Below are 14,839 nucleotides of genomic sequence, written 5' to 3'. Positions count from 1 at the left end.
TACGCTTCTGAATATCATTCGATGGTCGCGACGCCCCGGTGAGAAGCATGCTCGACCCACGCCTTCTGCGTTCCTTCGCCGCGATCGTGGAGGCGGGAAGCTTCACGCTCGCGGCGGAGCGCCTGAACATGACGCAATCCACCATCAGCCAGCAGCTCGCCCGTCTCGAGCAGGTGGTCGGTCGTGTCCTGGTCGAGCGCGCGGCGCGCCCGGTCGAGCCGACAACTGCCGGCGAGCGGCTTCTGGGCTACGCACGGCGCATCCTGTCGCTTCAGCAGGAGGCGGAAACGGCGCTCGGAGATCCCGCCGGCACGGCTTCCATCCGTATCGGCATTCCGGAGGACATCGTCAGCGCCTCGATGGCCGAGGTGTTCCGTGATTTCGCGCGGCGTCACCGCGAGATCCGGCTCGACGTCACCGCGGGGCTGAGCCGTGATCTGACCAGGCGCTATCGTGACGGCGAATTCGACATCGTCATCGTCAAGGAATCCCTGGCTAGCGCCGATTGCCGGGCGACTTTCCCGGAAGCCATTGCATGGTTCGAAAGCGCCGGCGCCTCCGGCGACTGGCCCGACCCGATCCCGCTGGTCGCTTTTCCTCCCGGAGGCCTCTACCGCGAGGCGATGTTCGGGCGCATCGAGCATGAAGAGCGTCGCTGGTACATCGCCTTCTCTGGCAGCAGCCTTCAGAATGTCCTGGTCGCGGTGGAAGCAGGGCTCGGCCTCTCCCTCCTGCCCAGAAGCGCGGTCGCCGGGTACCGCCTCCGGCAATATGCGCCGTTCGGCACGGAGCCCCCGATGGTGGTTTCCATCTACGCCTGGGAAAGCACCGGACCTGTTTCGGAGCTGATGGAACGAATGGAAGCGGTGCTCGACGCCAGGCGTGCCCTGTTGGAGGCCGACGGATAAGGAGTGTCTGCGAGCCCGGCAAAATCGCAGTATGGATCGCGGCTTCCCGCGCAACCTGCCAGAATGCGCCGGCTGGCACACCACCGGCCCTCTGCACGGGCCGAAATACATGGCGCCGATGCTGCTGCCCTCGCGCTCTGCGGAACTCAATCCGGTCGAGCGGGTCTGGCAATTCCTGCGCGCCAACTTCCTCACTCGCCAAGACGAGAGGAGACATGGACCGGCATCACCGGCTTCTCCGCCGGTCGTCGGCCCGTGTTGAAGGCTTTCCCCTTGTTGTGGGACATTGTCACCGCGGCTGCGTCGGAGAGGAAACAATGGCGGACGAGGAGCGCGACCTCGTCGATTGCGTAGGGGCCGTCTACGAGGCTGCGACCGGGAACGAGCGCTGGCTTGACGTAGGCGTCCGGCTCCGCCGGCTTTTCGATGCGCAGAGCGCCGTCTTTCGCGTCGAGGAGGAGGGCCGCGGCTCCCGCGACCTCCTCAGCCCTCCGACTGCGGCGGAGGCGCTCTATGGCGCCTATTTCCATCGGGTCGATCCGTATCGGATCCAGGCCCGCCGGGATTTTGCGACCGACCGGCTCCATCATATCGGCATGGCCAAGCTCGGCCCCGAACTGGTGCCGCAGCACCAATATCTCCGCAGCGAGTATTACGCCGACTTCGCGCGCAAGGTCGGACGGCACCACATGATCGGCGGCATGATCGGAGTGCGCGCTCCGACGCCCCTGGCACTTTATCGCGACCGCGAGGCCGAAGCTTTCGACGGCGGCGATCTGCGGCGGCTTGAGATCCTGCTGCCGCATCTGCAACGTGCCGTTGAATTGCAGGTCCGGCTCGGACGGCAAGCCGAGGACGGCCTGAATTCGCGTGCCGCGGCCGATGCCGTTTCGGCCGGGCTCGTTCTGGTCGATGCCGGCCTCGGCGTTCGCTTCGCGAATGCGGCGGCCACAGCGCTCCTCGGCCGGCCGAAGGCGCCGGCCGTCCTCGCGCATGCCGGTCCACGACTGGATGGCGGAACCTATCTGTCTCCGCGATGCCGGGAGGATGCGGCCAGGTTGCGCCGCCTCGTCGGTTCCGTGACCGCTGGCGGCGCGGGGGGATCCTTCCGGCTGCGAGCCGACGAGTTCCAGGGAGATCCGGCTCCATCGGTGGTGGTCATGGTGGCTCCGGCACCGGCAAGGCTGGCCCTGGAGGCCGGCGCCGGGGTGGAGCCGCTGATCCTGATCGTTCTTCGCGACATGGCTCGCCACCCCGCGCCGCCGCCCGAGATGCTCTGCGACATCTTTGGCCTGAGCCCGGCCGAGGCGGAGGTGGCGGTCGCGCTCATGGGCGGCGTGAGCGCGGAGCAGGTGGCGGAGCACCGCGCGGTGGCGCTGGGCACGGTCCGCAGCCAGGTTCGCGCGATCCTCGAGAAGTCGGGGGCCGCCAATCTCCGCGACCTGGAGCGTTCGCTTGCGGCGCTCGGGACGATGGCCCTGCGATCGGAGGGCTGATCCGGCCCGCCGTCGCCGCGATCCGCCGCCGGCGGCTTGCGCCCGTCCCCGCCCCGTGCGGCATCTACAGTTCTGGCGATGAGGTCTCCCGGTGCCCCCGATAGGGAGAGAGCCGTTCCATCGGAGGCTCCTCATGCCAGACCAGACGTCCCGCCCCGTCCTCTGGGGGATCGGCACCGGCCGCACTCTTCGCCCGCATTGGGCGCTTCACGAACTCGGCCTCGATTTCGAGTTGAAGCCGATCAGCGCGCGCTCCGGCGAAACGCAGACGCCGGAATACACCGCTCTCACCGCCCGTCAGAAAATTCCGTTGCTTCAGGACAAGGATCTGGTGCTGACCGAAAGCGCCGCGATCGTCTGGTATCTGTCGGAAACCTACGGCCGGGAGGACAACCGTCTGGTCCCCGTCGATCCCCGGGCGAGGGCGCATTGTCTCGAATGGTGCTTCTTCGCCTTGGGCGAGCTGGACGAGACCTCGCTCTACGTCATGCGCCGCCATGCCGACCTGCGCCGGCGCTATGGCGAGGCGCCCACCGCCATCAGGGCCGCGGCGACCTATTTCGACAAGCAGATGCGAACCGTCGAGCGGACATTGGAGACGAATCCCGCCTATATCCTGGGCGATAGGTTCACGGCCGCGGACATCCTGCTCTCGACCTGCATCAGCTGGGCGGCCGATCTGGGCGTGCCCGTCTCGGACGCGGCCCTCGCCTATAATGCACGGATGACCGCGCGGCCGGCCTACGCAAAGGCGCAGCAGACCAACGGCCGGCTGCCTCCCTGCGACGACTTCGTGCGCTCGATCCTGTCGCAGCCCGCGCCCGATCGCGGGACGGGCCGGCAGGCGGCCGCGGCCACCTCCTGACCCGCGGCCGCGCCGGCGAAAGCGGACGATCATGTCGACCGGACCGATGTCATCCCGCCCGGCGCCGCGCCGAACTTGCCCGTTCTGCGGCGGCTCGCCACCGACCGGTGAGCGCGAGCGCCGCAGGATCCTCAGGCTGCTGGCCCTGTTCGAGCACCCGGATGCCCTGCCGCCCGACCTCGCGCTGCGGCTGGGCGCCGAACTCCTGAGCCTGATCGAATCCGGCTCGTCCGGGTTCCGCTGCGATCCCGCCTGAAAGCTCAACCGGGATCATCTTAACGGGGAGCGCCATCGTGACCTCAGACCCAGCCCCCATCGTCGCGGCCGCACTGCCGGCGGACCTGCTCGACGAGCTGGAGGCCGTCTACAAGGACATCCACGCGCATCCCGAGCTGTCGATGCAGGAGCGGCGCACGGCGGGAATCGCCGCAAGCTGGCTGGAGCATCTCGGCTGCGAGGTGATGCGCGACGTGGGCGGCACGGGAGTCGTCGGGCTCCTGCGCAACGGCGAGGGCCCGACCGTACTGCTGCGCGCCGACATGGACGCGCTGCCGATGCAGGAGACCACCGGCCTTCCCTATGCGAGCGAGACCAGAGGGGTGGACCGCTTCGGGCAGGACGGTTTCGTGACGCATAGCTGCGGCCATGACATGCATGTCGCCTGGCTGCTCGGCGCGACGCGAATCCTCGCCGAGAACAGGAGCGCCTGGCGCGGCACCGTGATGGTCGTGTTCCAACCCGGGGAGGAAACCGGCGAGGGCGCCCGCGCCATGATCGAGGACGGGATGGTCCGGCGCTTTCCTCGCCCGGTCGTGGCGCTCGGCCAGCACCTCTCCCCCGATCCGGCCGGGACGATCGGCTGGCGTGCCGGGGCGATCATGTCCGCCTCCGACAGTTGGGAGGTCACGATCTTCGGCCGGGGTGCCCACGGATCCATGCCGGAGAAGAGCATCGACCCGATCGTGATGGCGGCGTCGGCCGTGCTCAACCTGCAGACCATCGTGTCGCGCCAGATCGGCATGGAGGAGGAGGCGGTCGTGACGGTCGGTTCGTTGCACGCGGGCACCAGCGAGAACACCATTCCGGAAGAGGCGCTGCTGCGGCTCAACGTCCGGTCGTTCAACGAGCAGGTTCGCGCCCGCGTCCTCGAAGGCATCCGCCGCATTTTCAGGGCCGGGGCCCTCGGCGCCGGAGCGGACCGGGAACCTGCCATCGCCGTGCTGGGGGAACATCCCGCGACGCGCAACGACGAGGCCGCGACGCGCCTCGTCGCGGGCGCCTTCGCCACGCATTTCGGCACGGACAGGGTCCATGAGATGCCGCGCGTGACAGCCAGCGAGGACTTCGGCCTGTTCGGCGCCGCCTGGGGCATCCCGTCGGTCTTCTGGTTCGTCGGCGGGACGGATCCGGCCGTGCTGGACGCGGCGGAGCGAGACCATGCCCAGGTGCCGGGCAATCACAATCCGGCCTTCGCGCCGACGCTCCACCCGACGATCGAAACGGGCGTCCGGGCGATGCTGGCCGCAGCTGGCCTCTGGCTCGCGCCGAAGGGCGGCGCGGCGTGAGCGCATGCCGAACGTCTTGCTGATCGAGACGCTGGATCTCCTCGGCACGCTGGTCTTCGCGATCAGCGGCGGACTGGCCGGCACGCGGCGCGGGGCCGATCTGTTCGGCGTGCTGGTGCTGGCTTTCGTCACGGCGGTCGCGGGCGGCGTCATGCGCGACGTCCTGCTCGGAATCGTGCCGCCGGCGGCGCTGAGGAACTGGCACATGCTGGCGCTATCGGCCTCCGGAGGCCTTGCCGCCTTCTACGCCGAAGCGCTCGTCCGCCGCATGAGGCAGTCCGAGCAGATCCTCGATGCGGCCGGCCTTGGCGTCTTTGCGGTGACGGGCACGCAGAAGGCCCTGGATTGCGGGCTGTCCCCGGTGATGGCGGCGGTGCTCGGCATGGTGAGCGGCATCGGCGGCGGCATGGTGCGGGACGTGCTGACCGCCCGGATGCCCGTGGTGCTTCACGCCGAGATCTATGCCGTGGCAGCGCTCGCCGCCGGCCTCGTCGTCGCCGCGGGAGAGCGCGCCGGGATCGGCATCGAGGTCACCGCCTTCGCTGGCATCGCTCTTTGCCTCGTCCTGCGGCTGATGGCGATCCGGGGCGGGTGGAACCTCCCGGTCGCGCGCGGCAGATTGCGCGGGCCCGACGAATGAGCCTCGCATCGACAGTTGTGACGATGCCGCGCCTTCCGCCGGCGCCTAGCGTCGCTCCCATCACCGACGCAAACGGGACATTCCCATGCAGATGCACGTCACATTGCCGCCGCGCCGCCGCCTGATCGTCGGCATCAGCGGCGCCACGGGGGCGATCTACGGTCTTCGCCTGCTCGAAATCCTGCGGCTGCTCGACATCGAGACGCATCTCGTCATGACCAGGCCGGGCGAACGCACGCTTGCCTACGAGACGCATCACAAGGTCCGCGATGTCCGCGCCATGGCCGATTTCTGGTATCCGGACGCCGATATCGGGGCTGCCATCGCCTCCGGCTCGTTTCGGACCATGGGCATGGTCGTCGCGCCATGCTCGGTGCGCAGCCTGTCCGCCATCGCCACCGGCAATACGGACGGGCTGCTCACCCGCGCCGCCGATGTCTGCCTGAAGGAGCGCCGCCGCGTCGTCCTGATGCTGCGCGAGACGCCGCTCCATGCCGGCCATATCCGCTCCATGGCCCAGGCGACGGAAAACGGCGCGGTGATTTTCCCGCCCGTGCCCGCCTTCTACGACCGCCCGGCCACGCTCGACGACATGGTCGGCCACACCGTGGGGCGCGTGCTGGACCTGTTCGACATCGATGCCGGGCTGGTCCGCCGCTGGAGCGGCCGGCCGGAAGCCGCCATGGCCGAGGAGGTGCGCTGATGTCCCTCACCGATCTGCGCGCCTATATCGAGGCCCTGCGCGGCCTCGGAGAAGTCCAGGACGTCACGGCGCCGGTGGCGCTCGACCTCGAGCTCGGCGCCATTGTGCGGCGTTGCTACGAGACGGGCAGCCCGGCGCCGTTCTTCAGCGCCTTTTCCGATCATCCGTCCGGCTTCCGGATCCTCGGCGCCCCGGCGGGCGCGAGCCGCCAGCCGGGGATGCGGCTCGCGCGCGTCGCGGTCTCGCTCGGGCTGCCGCCGACGGCGGGCGGCCTCGACATCGTGGAGGCGATCGCCGGCAGCCTCGACCGGCCGGCCATCGCTCCGGTCGTGGTCGACGAGGCTCCCTGCTTCGAGAACGTCGCCACCGGCGACGAGGTGGATCTGGCCCGCCTGCCGGTGCCGATGCTGCATCATGGCGACGGTGGCCGCTATCTCAACACCTGGGGTTGCATCGTCGCACGGATGCCGGACGGGTCCTGGACCAACTGGTCGATCGCCCGCATGATGATGGTGGATGGGCGGCGCCTGACCGGCATCGTCGCGCCGCAGCAGCATGTCGGCATGGTGGCGAAGAGCTGGGCCGATCTCGGCCGGCCGATGCCGTTCGCGCTGGCGCTCGGCGTCGAGCCGGCGATCCCCTTCATCTGCGGCATGCCGCTGCCCGCTCATGTCGACGAGGGCGGCCGGCTCGGCGCGCTGCTCGGGCGGCCGGTTCGGACCGTGCGCTGCCGGACGGTCGACCTGGAGGCGCCGGCAAGCGCCGAGATCCTGATCGAGGGACATCTCCATCTCGATGAAATGGTTGATGAGGGGCCGATGGGCGAATTCGCCGGCTATGTCCCGCCCGAAAGGGTGCCCCGGCCGGTCTATCGCGTCTCGGCCCTCAGTCATCGCCACGACGCGATCCTGCCCGTCGTCGTCGCCGGCGAGCCGGTGGAGGAAAACCATACGGCCTGGGGCATTCCGTCCGCGGCGCAGATTCTCCATCACCTGCGCGAGGCCGGAATCCCGGCGACGACCGCCTGGATCCCGCTTCAGGCCGCGCTGCACTGGCTGGTCGTCACGGTCCCGCGCGATTGGCGCCGCCGGACCGGCATCGACACCCCGGAGGCGCTCTGCCGGCGCATCGGCGAGATCGTCTTCGCGACCAAGGCCGGGGGCGTGATCCCGAAGGTGATCGTGCTCAACGACGATGTCGATCCCACCGATCTGGACGAGCTCGTCTGGGCCTTCGCCACGCGTTGCCATCCCCTGCTCGGACACGTCGTCTTCGAGCAGGTTCCGGCGGCTCCTCTGCTGGCCTATCTGCGCCAGAACGAGAAGATGTCCGGGAGCACGGGCAAGGTCGTCTACAACTGCCTGCCGCCGGACGAATGGGGAGAGGCCCTGCCGATCCGCGCTTCGTTCCGGCATGGCTACCCGGCCGGGATCGTGGATCGCGTCCGGTGCCGCTGGAGCGAATACGGCTTCCGCTGACGCGGTCGCCACGGCCTTCAACACGACCGGCGCCGAGCGCGGCCATTCCGGTTCGACCAGGATCGTGCACGACGCGAAGCCAGAATGCTCGGGAGGGGGCATGCTGAAGTGCAGAGAAGTAAATCAACGCTGGCGCTCTCCATCCCGGACTTTCTTCACCCCCCGCCAGGGGTCCAAAAGCCGGCGAAAAACATCAGCGGGCGGACATGTCGATATCCGCAACCGTGCCGATGGCCGCTCGGGGCTGCGCGTCACCGTCACGCTCCCGGCGGCGCCTCCCTGAATGTTCCCGGCACGGTCTCCACGATCCCGGCCACGCAGGAGGAGAAGCGTCAGCGCGCCAGCATCGGCAGCCTGCGGACGTGCAGGATCGCGATGGGGCGCTTCCCATCCTGCGCCTGACACGGCGTTCTTTCTCCTTCGGCGCCGAGGTTTTCGCCGGCGATCGGCCGGCGACGGCCACTTGCATCGCCGCCGAGATCGTCAAGACGCCCCTGACCAGGTCGGCTTCTTATGTCGAGGCGCGCCCCACTCTCGCGAGCAGGGCGACGGGCAGGATCCCGATCAGCAGGATGAGCAGCGCGGCAATGGAGGCCTCCTCGTAGGTGCCTCGCGCCGCCTCGCCATAGAGATGCGTCGCCAGCGTCTCGAAGTTCAGCGGACGCAGCAGAAGGGTTGCCGGCAGTTCCTTCATGCAGTCGACGAAGATCAGCAGGCCCGCGGAAACCAGGGCTGGCTTGGACAGCGGCAGGTGCACACGGCGGAAGACGCCCCCCGAGGTCTCGCCGAGCATCCGCGCGGCGTGGTCGAGAGAGGGGGAGATGCGGCTGAAGCCAGCCTCGATTCCTCCGATCGAGATCGCCATGAAGCGGACGCTGTAGGCCATGATCAGCGCGGCCCCGGAGCCGAGGAGCAGCAGCCCCACCGACTTTCCGAGGATCTGGTCCGCGCCGCTCGCGAGCAGCCGGTCGAGCGCGCCGACCGGCATCAGCAGGCCGAGCGCGATGATCGTGCCCGGCACCGCATAGCCGAGCGTCGATGCCCGCGCGGCGAAGGCCGTCGGCCTTCCGGGATAGGTGCGGGCGGCATAGGCCACGGACAGGCCGCAGAGCAGGACGATCAGGGTGGCAAGGGAGGAAACCGTGACCGTGTTGAGGATTTCTCCCGACAGCTTCGGCGATAGGCCGGCGAAGCGGTATCGCTTGTAGGCCTCGACGCAGAGATAGGAGGCCGGCGCGGCGAAGCCCAGCAGGATCGGCAGAAGGCAGACCACGAAGGCCGCCGCCGCTCGATAGCCGCTCAGGCGGAGCGCGCTCATGGCGCGCGGCCTCTGCGCCGCGGCGGCGTATCGCTGGTTCCGGCGGGCATGGCGTTCCATCAGCACGAGCGCCACGACCAGGATCAGCATCGCGAGCGAGATCTGCGCGGCGCCGGGCATGTCGGAACGACTCACCCAGGCGGTGTAGACCGAGACGGTCAGCGTCCTGACGCCCAGGAATTCCGAGGCGCCGATGTCGCTCAGCGTCTCCATCAGCACGAGGCTGAGGCCGACGGCGATGGCCGGGCGGGCGAGCGGCACCGCCACCCGCAGGAACACGCGGCTGCGGCGATGTCCGAGCGTGCGCGACACCTCGACGACATTCGCCGCCTGGGTCATGAACATCGCCCGTGTGGTCAGATAGACATACGGGTACAGGACCAGGCTCAAAAGCAATATGCAGCCCCACATCGACCGGATGTCAGGCAGGCGAAACTCGCGCGGGCTGGAATAGCCGAGCAGGTGCCGGATGGTGTCCTGAACCGCGGCGACCGGATGCAGAATGTCGAGATAGGCGTAGGCGACGATATAGGTGGGAACCGCGAGGGGAAGCAGAAGCCCCCATTCGAGGAGGCGCCGGCCCGGGAAGTCATAGGCCGTCACCAGCCAGGCGGTCGTCGTGCCGATGATCGTGGTGAGCAAGCCGACCCCGACCAGCAGGACCAGCGTGTCCCGCAGCGCCGCGGGCAGCACATGCGCGATCATATGCGGCCAGAGCCCGGCGCTTCCCTGAAACGCGATCAGGACGAGGGAGCCGATCGGCAGGCAGACGAAGGCGGCGACGGCGAGCGCGGACACACGCCACCACAAGCCGGCGTGAGGCCGGCGAGCGATCGCTGCAAGTGCAGGGTACAAATTCGTCATGGCCGAGGGGAGGCGACGGCCGGCGCTCGCCGGCCGCCGCCTTCGGATTCCGCTCAGTTGTCGAAGCCGACCTTCTCCGCGAGCTTGCTGGCGGCCTTGCGGAAGCCGACCCCCTTGGCAAGCTCGACCGTGTCGGGCTTGAGCACGCCGTACTCGCCGATCAGCGGGTCGACGGCGGCCTGGGGGTTGACCGGGTATTCGTAGTTCGCCTCGGCATAGATCTTCTGCGCTTCGTCGGAGACGAGATGCTCCAGCAGCTTGATCGCCTCGGCCTTGTTGCGCGCGTGACGGGCGACGGCCGCGCCGGTGATGTTCACCTGCGTGCCGCCCTTTTCGAAGGTGGGCAGGATCATCTTGATCGCCTGCGCCCATTTCTGCTGCTCGGGTCCGCCCTTGCCGCTGCGCATGAGGCCGACATAGTAGGAATTGGCGACGCCGATGTCGCAAAGGCCCCCGAGGATGTCGCGGGCGACCTCCCGGTCGCCGCCGCCGGCCTTCCGGGCGAGATTGCCCTTCAGGCCGGTGAGCCATTCTTGCGCGGCCTCCTCCCCGTGATGAGCGATGTAGGAGCCGGTCAGCGCGACATTGTAAGGGTGCTGGCCGGAGCGGATGCAGATCTTTCCCTTCCAGGCCGGATCGGCGAGCTGCTCGTAGGTGATCGCCTGGAGATCCAGATCCTTGGCCGCAACGACGGCACGGGCCCGCTGCGACAGCGCGAACCAGTGGCCGTTGGGATCGCGCAGCGCCGGCGGAATGTTGCTGGTCAGGACGTTCGACTGCACGCCTTGGGTCAGCCCCTTCTCGACGAGGTCGATCAGATTGCCTGCATCGACCGTCATCAGAACGTCGGCCGGAGACTTGTCGCCTTCGAACGCGACGCGCTCTGCAAGCCCGTCCTTCAGGAAGATGGTGTTGACCTTGATGCCCGTCGATTTGGTGAAGGAATCGAGCAGGGGCTGGATCAGGCCCGGTTCGCGGGTGGTGTAGAGATTCAACTCGGCCGCGACGGCGCCCGAAATGCCGACGAGGGTCGTCAGCGCCGTGCCCGCCAGAATTCGGCTCAAACCAAACAGCTTCATGCTCGCCTCCGCATCAGTGATACTTTATTCTAATTCTAAAGTAGTTCTGATTTTCGCTGCGGAGGCAAGCATATCAGTCTGTAGCAGTAAAACATCCCTGTTCTAGACTGGGCGGCATGACCGCACCCAACCTGCGCAGGGGCGTCGTGTGAGGGCTGCCGCGCGCCGAAAGATCGCCTTCAGAAGACCAGGACATCCTCGGTGGGCACGGACAGGCGGGCCTTGTCGCCTTTTCGGAGACGCAGACGCTGGGTCGAACGAATCCGCAAAGGCTCCGGAAGCGCTGCTACAGCCAGATGGACCTGCTCGATCTCTCCCATCAGGGCGCAATCCAGGATCGTGCACTCGACCCCTTCGGCCTCGCCGTTGATCCGCAGGCAATGGGGGCGGATATAGACGGTCGCCTCCTCGCCATCGGCGAAGCCGGGAGCCGCAAAGCGTCCCAAGGGCGTCTCCGCCGATCCGCCGCGGCAGGCGCCTCGGATCTTGTTGAAGGTGCAGAAGAACTCCGCCGCGTAAGCGGATGCGGGCCGTTCGTAGAGTTGCGCGCCGGTTCCTGCCTGAACGATGCGTCCCTCCCGCATCAGGACTACGATGTCGCCCGCGGAGAGGGCTTCCTCCGGATCGTGCGTGACCATGACGACGGTGGTGCCGAGCTCGCGCAGCAGCGCGATCGTCTCGGCGCGGATCTCGTGGCGCAATTCGCGATCCAGGTTCGAGAAGGGCTCGTCCATGAGCAGGATATGAGGCTGCGGGGCGATCGCGCGGGCAAGCGCGACCCGCTGCTGCTCTCCTCCCGACAGCATGTGGGGAAAGCGGCGGGCGAGAGGCCGCAGGCCCAGCCGCTCGATGACTTCGCCGCAGCGCGCACGCGCGTCGCGGCGAGCGAGCCGCGCAAGCCCGAACAGAATGTTGTCCGTGACATCCAGATGCGGAAACAGCGCATAGTCCTGGAACATGAAGCCGATGTTCCGGTCCTCGGGTTCGACATGAATTCCCGGGCCGGACATCTCCTTGCCGTCGAGCAGGATCCGTCCCCGATCGGGGCGGTCTATGCCGGCGATCGCGCGCAGGAGCGACGATTTTCCGCAGCCGGAGCGTCCGGCGAGGCAGGCGACGTCCCCTCGGTCCAGGGTCAGCGACACCTCGTCGAGAGCCGTCACCGCGCCGAAGCGGCGGCTGACGCCTTCCAGCTGGACATAGGCGGGCGCGTGGAACGAGGGACCGGTCATTGCTCTTCGCTCCGCTCCTGCTCGTTTTGCTTGTCCCGACGTCGATGGCGCGTGGCGTGCCGCAAGCGCTCGAGCTCGGCCAGGGTGGCGATGGCGGGGCGGGGATCGGACGCGGCCAAGCCGAGCAGCAGCATCTCCAGGCAGGACACCGTGGCGCCGTACAGAGCCACGCGCTCGCTCTGGCCCCGGGGGACGGCCAGCGTGACCTTCGCGTGGCGGGCGATCCCTGTTTCGTCCGGACCGGTCACCAGGACGATCGGGATTCGGTGGCGGCGCGCTTCGGCGGCGACGAGCTCGGCTTCCAGACAGGGCTTGCCGTAGGCCATCATCAGGATGGCGTCCGTGGGACTGAGATCGAGCAATTGATCGGCCAATCCGGCTCCCGTCCTGTCCAGCAGCGCGTATCGCCGGCCTTTTCGCCGCAGCCGGGCGGTGAAGTAGGCTGCAATATGGGCGGTCGGGCCGAGTCCGAAGACCACGATCCGCTGCGCGGCATGCAGAATGCGCACAGCTTCCAGCAGGCTTCGCCGCACCGCATGCGTGCGCAGCGCCTCCAGCCCGGACATGCCGGCTTCGAGAACCCCGTCCAACGCCGCCTCGATGCCGTGGGACGCCTCGGCAAGCGTGCGTTGCAGATTGTCGATCGGAGCATTCCGGGGACCGAAGGATGCAGCGAGTTCGCTTCGGAGATCGCGAAGCCCATCGAAGCCGAGCGCCTGGACGGCACGAACCACGGTCGCATCCGACGTGCCGATCCTTCTTGCCAGTTCGATCGCCGACGACGTCATGACGATCGGCCGGTGAGCATCGATGAAGGCGGCGACCCGCTGGAAAGCCGGCGACAGGGCATCGCGACGGCGCGCATATCGGTTGCCGAACACGTCCCGCTTTCCCCCTGACGATCCGCCGCGCCTTATGGACATTCCCGCTCGTGCAAGCGCTCCACCCCGATCCTAGTGTTCACTACATTCTATGCCAGAGTCAGTAAATGCTACGTGGGGCCACGGGACGCCATGCCGGCGGGCACGGATAGTTTCTCCATCCGGTCCGGAGCCTCTCCTCGCGCAAGGGCTTGCAAGCGCCGGAAGCCATGGAGCTCTCAGCCTGGCAATCGATCCGGGGACCTGCATGGCGATCTCGGGAGGCGGAAAGAGCGCGTTGCTGCGGCTGAGCCTGTCTCCCCTTTGCGGGATCGGAGGTCTGCCAAGAGGAGGCTGTTCGGAAGGCGACGATGTCGCAATATCGAGAGGATCGACGCGGAGCGGGTCTCTCAGCCTCCGCCGAAATGAGGGATCACGGCCGCGAAGGGCCGGCTGCCGGCATCCGTCACGGTCAGGCGCCTGATGTCGATGCCGTAGAGGCGGCTCAGATTGGCTTCGGTCATCACCTCGCCGGCCGCGCCCTGGATGGCCTCCGCCATGTCGATCGAAGGGGGGCCCGAGGAGATGCCGAGGAGATGGGGCGAGACCGGCGGATTGCGGAAGACGCCCTGCGTGGCTGCCCCGGCCATGGCGAGGCCGGCCCCGGCGAGCATCGCCTTCACGACGCGCGGCGCGCGGGCGTTCACGACGATGCGCTCCTGGATCTCGCTCCAGCGGCCAGCGGCGCAGCGACGCGGTCCAGCTAGGCTGGCAGCACCTGAAGGGGGAACGTCTCTTCGTCCGGCAACAGAAAACGAAGGCGCTGATCGACATCCCGGTTCACCCGAAGCTCAAGGCCGCCCTCGACGCTCTGCCGCGCACCAATCTTACGTTTCTCATGACGGAGCAAAGACGGCCCTTCACGGCCAACGGATTCGGCAACTGGATGCGGGACCGATGCGACGAGGCGGGATTGCCCGATTGCTCGTCCCACGGGCTGCGCAAGCACGACGCCATCAGTGAGGAGAACGGCCCCTACATCGCGAATGGCAGCGTGCGCACGTTCCGCGCAATCTACAATCATGCCCGCAAGACCAACCGCGAGCTACTCGCAGACAATCCCGTCGATAGCGTCGATTGGAACCACGAGAAGCGCCGGGATACCGGGATGGGCGTGGCTGACCTGAAGGGCTGGTTCGTCGAGGCCGCGAAACTCGACAATCCCATCCGGCGCGAGTTTCACCTGTTCACCCTGCTCTCGGCGTCGCGTCCTGCGGCCGGCTGACCGAACGGCGCTGGACGATTGTGCGGCTCCTGCAAGGCCGCGGCGAGGTGTCTGTGCGTGAACTGGCGCGGCTGCTGGGCCGCGACGTGAAACGTGTGCACGAGGATATCGTGATCCTGTCTGACCTGGGCCTGATCGAGCGCACCGAGAGCGGCGGCGTGATCTGTCCGTTCGCATCGGTGCATATCGACATGCTCTTGAGGGCGGCCTGATCTGGTCCCAACATTGGAGGGTTACTGCGGCCGGAATTGCCTCGGCCGCTTCGTGAACTCCTTCCAGGATTTTCCGTAGGATCGCGACACCGGAAAGTCATTCCAGGCATTGAGGCATCTGCTGCTGCGATTGCCTCGATGCTTGAGCCGATATCGGCCGTTTCGGCTATCGACCCGATCAGCCTCTCTCTGACGAAGCTCCTGGAATATCTGCACAGGACGGAAGTAGCTGTTCCCCCAACGCAGCCGAAATTCCCAGCCAGCCCTCCAGCTGCACTGGCACCGCTCGAAATGTGGTTTCATCGACAATCTCCAGCGCGATATGCGCTAGAGC

General features: G+C 67.6%; 15 protein-coding genes and 2 pseudogenes. 11 read left to right on the top strand and 6 right to left on the bottom strand.

Annotation, left to right across the window (positions count from 1 at the left end):
- Positions 1-47 precede the first annotated feature (47 nt).
- Positions 48-908, top strand: coding sequence for a LysR family transcriptional regulator (locus PKD06_RS15045; protein WP_324381457.1), 861 nt, complete (start codon positions 48-50; stop codon positions 906-908).
- Positions 909-1,099: 191 nt separating this feature from the next.
- Here the strand turns inward: PKD06_RS15045 and PKD06_RS15040 are convergent, their stop codons facing one another.
- On the bottom strand, positions 1,100-1,498 hold the full coding sequence (locus PKD06_RS15040) for a hypothetical protein (RefSeq protein WP_324381455.1): 399 nt from the start codon (positions 1,496-1,498) through the stop codon (positions 1,100-1,102).
- Positions 1,499-1,504: 6 nt separating this feature from the next.
- On the opposite strand from PKD06_RS15040, the gene PKD06_RS15035 reads away from it, so the two are divergent.
- The 8 genes and pseudogenes from PKD06_RS15035 to PKD06_RS15000 form a co-directional block, all read left to right on the top strand.
- Positions 1,505-2,404, top strand: coding sequence for a helix-turn-helix transcriptional regulator (locus PKD06_RS15035; RefSeq protein ID WP_324381453.1), 900 nt, complete (start codon positions 1,505-1,507; stop codon positions 2,402-2,404).
- Between the two features lie 133 nt (positions 2,405-2,537).
- Positions 2,538-3,269, top strand: a complete 732-nt coding sequence (locus PKD06_RS15030; protein WP_324381451.1) for a glutathione S-transferase family protein — start codon at positions 2,538-2,540, stop codon at positions 3,267-3,269.
- A gap of 31 nt (positions 3,270-3,300) precedes the next feature.
- The gene (locus PKD06_RS15025; protein ID WP_324381449.1) at positions 3,301-3,525 is read left to right on the top strand and encodes a hypothetical protein; all 225 of its coding nucleotides are present in this window, start codon (positions 3,301-3,303) and stop codon (positions 3,523-3,525) included.
- A gap of 37 nt (positions 3,526-3,562) precedes the next feature.
- A complete protein-coding gene (locus PKD06_RS15020) occupies positions 3,563-4,834 on the top strand; it encodes an amidohydrolase (protein ID WP_324381448.1) in 1,272 nt (423 codons plus the stop codon).
- 4 nt (positions 4,835-4,838) lie between these two features.
- The gene (locus PKD06_RS15015) at positions 4,839-5,474 is read left to right on the top strand and encodes a trimeric intracellular cation channel family protein (protein WP_324381446.1); all 636 of its coding nucleotides are present in this window, start codon (positions 4,839-4,841) and stop codon (positions 5,472-5,474) included.
- Between the two features lie 91 nt (positions 5,475-5,565).
- Positions 5,566-6,177, top strand: a complete 612-nt coding sequence (locus PKD06_RS15010) for a UbiX family flavin prenyltransferase (protein ID WP_324381461.1) — start codon at positions 5,566-5,568, stop codon at positions 6,175-6,177.
- Complete coding sequence (locus PKD06_RS15005) at positions 6,177-7,655, top strand: UbiD family decarboxylase (RefSeq protein ID WP_324381444.1); 1,479 nt, start codon at positions 6,177-6,179, stop codon at positions 7,653-7,655. The genes PKD06_RS15010 and PKD06_RS15005 overlap by 1 nt, the downstream gene beginning before the upstream one ends.
- Before the next feature lie 344 nt (positions 7,656-7,999).
- A pseudogene (locus tag PKD06_RS15000) lies at positions 8,000-8,095 on the top strand (IS5/IS1182 family transposase); the annotation flags it as partial.
- A 71-nt stretch (positions 8,096-8,166) separates the two neighbouring features.
- Here PKD06_RS15000 and PKD06_RS14995 read toward each other — a convergent pair.
- From PKD06_RS14995 to PKD06_RS14975, 5 genes are all read right to left on the bottom strand, one after another.
- On the bottom strand, positions 8,167-9,837 hold the full coding sequence (locus PKD06_RS14995; RefSeq protein WP_324381442.1) for an iron ABC transporter permease: 1,671 nt from the start codon (positions 9,835-9,837) through the stop codon (positions 8,167-8,169).
- A 53-nt stretch (positions 9,838-9,890) separates the two neighbouring features.
- Positions 9,891-10,916: an extracellular solute-binding protein gene (locus tag PKD06_RS14990; RefSeq protein ID WP_324381440.1), complete on the bottom strand. Its 1,026-nt coding sequence runs from the start codon at positions 10,914-10,916 to the stop codon at positions 9,891-9,893.
- 179 nt (positions 10,917-11,095) lie between these two features.
- Positions 11,096-12,148, bottom strand: a complete 1,053-nt coding sequence (locus PKD06_RS14985) for an ABC transporter ATP-binding protein (RefSeq protein WP_324381438.1) — start codon at positions 12,146-12,148, stop codon at positions 11,096-11,098.
- Positions 12,145-13,029, bottom strand: a complete 885-nt coding sequence (locus PKD06_RS14980) for a MurR/RpiR family transcriptional regulator (protein WP_324381436.1) — start codon at positions 13,027-13,029, stop codon at positions 12,145-12,147. Before PKD06_RS14980 ends, PKD06_RS14985 begins: the two co-directional genes overlap by 4 nt.
- A gap of 389 nt (positions 13,030-13,418) precedes the next feature.
- The gene (locus PKD06_RS14975) at positions 13,419-13,715 is read right to left on the bottom strand and encodes an iron chelate uptake ABC transporter family permease subunit (RefSeq protein ID WP_324381433.1); all 297 of its coding nucleotides are present in this window, start codon (positions 13,713-13,715) and stop codon (positions 13,419-13,421) included.
- A 296-nt stretch (positions 13,716-14,011) separates the two neighbouring features.
- On the opposite strand from PKD06_RS14975, the pseudogene PKD06_RS14970 reads away from it, so the two are divergent.
- Both PKD06_RS14970 and PKD06_RS14965 read left to right on the top strand, forming a co-directional pair.
- Positions 14,012-14,287 (top strand): annotated as a pseudogene (locus PKD06_RS14970) (integrase); the annotation flags it as partial.
- Positions 14,200-14,505 carry an HTH domain-containing protein gene (locus PKD06_RS14965; RefSeq protein WP_324381459.1) on the top strand — a complete coding sequence of 102 codons (306 nt, stop codon included), beginning with the start codon at positions 14,200-14,202 and terminating at the stop codon, positions 14,503-14,505. The pseudogene PKD06_RS14970 and the gene PKD06_RS14965, both read left to right, overlap by 88 nt.
- Positions 14,506-14,839: the final 334 nt, after the last annotated feature.

Origin of the sequence: Enterovirga sp. (assembly GCF_035325185.1) — a bacterium.
Lineage (GTDB): Bacteria > Pseudomonadota > Alphaproteobacteria > Rhizobiales > Beijerinckiaceae > Enterovirga.
This window is presented reverse-complemented; position numbering and strand designations above follow the sequence as displayed.

Coding starts and splice junctions, on each gene's coding strand:
- PKD06_RS15045 (WP_324381457.1), top strand. CDS start 48: ATGCTCGACCCACGCCTTCTGCGTTCCTTCGCCGCGATCGTGGAGGCG.
- PKD06_RS15040 (WP_324381455.1), bottom strand. CDS start 1,498: ATGATGGAGCCGGTCGGTCGCAAAATCCCGGCGGGCCTGGATCCGATA.
- PKD06_RS15035 (WP_324381453.1), top strand. CDS start 1,505: ATGGCCAAGCTCGGCCCCGAACTGGTGCCGCAGCACCAATATCTCCGC.
- PKD06_RS15030 (WP_324381451.1), top strand. CDS start 2,538: ATGCCAGACCAGACGTCCCGCCCCGTCCTCTGGGGGATCGGCACCGGC.
- PKD06_RS15025 (WP_324381449.1), top strand. CDS start 3,301: ATGTCGACCGGACCGATGTCATCCCGCCCGGCGCCGCGCCGAACTTGC.
- PKD06_RS15015 (WP_324381446.1), top strand. CDS start 4,839: ATGCCGAACGTCTTGCTGATCGAGACGCTGGATCTCCTCGGCACGCTG.
- PKD06_RS15010 (WP_324381461.1), top strand. CDS start 5,566: ATGCACGTCACATTGCCGCCGCGCCGCCGCCTGATCGTCGGCATCAGC.
- PKD06_RS15005 (WP_324381444.1), top strand. CDS start 6,177: ATGTCCCTCACCGATCTGCGCGCCTATATCGAGGCCCTGCGCGGCCTC.
- PKD06_RS14995 (WP_324381442.1), bottom strand. CDS start 9,837: ATGACGAATTTGTACCCTGCACTTGCAGCGATCGCTCGCCGGCCTCAC.
- PKD06_RS14990 (WP_324381440.1), bottom strand. CDS start 10,916: ATGAAGCTGTTTGGTTTGAGCCGAATTCTGGCGGGCACGGCGCTGACG.
- PKD06_RS14985 (WP_324381438.1), bottom strand. CDS start 12,148: ATGACCGGTCCCTCGTTCCACGCGCCCGCCTATGTCCAGCTGGAAGGC.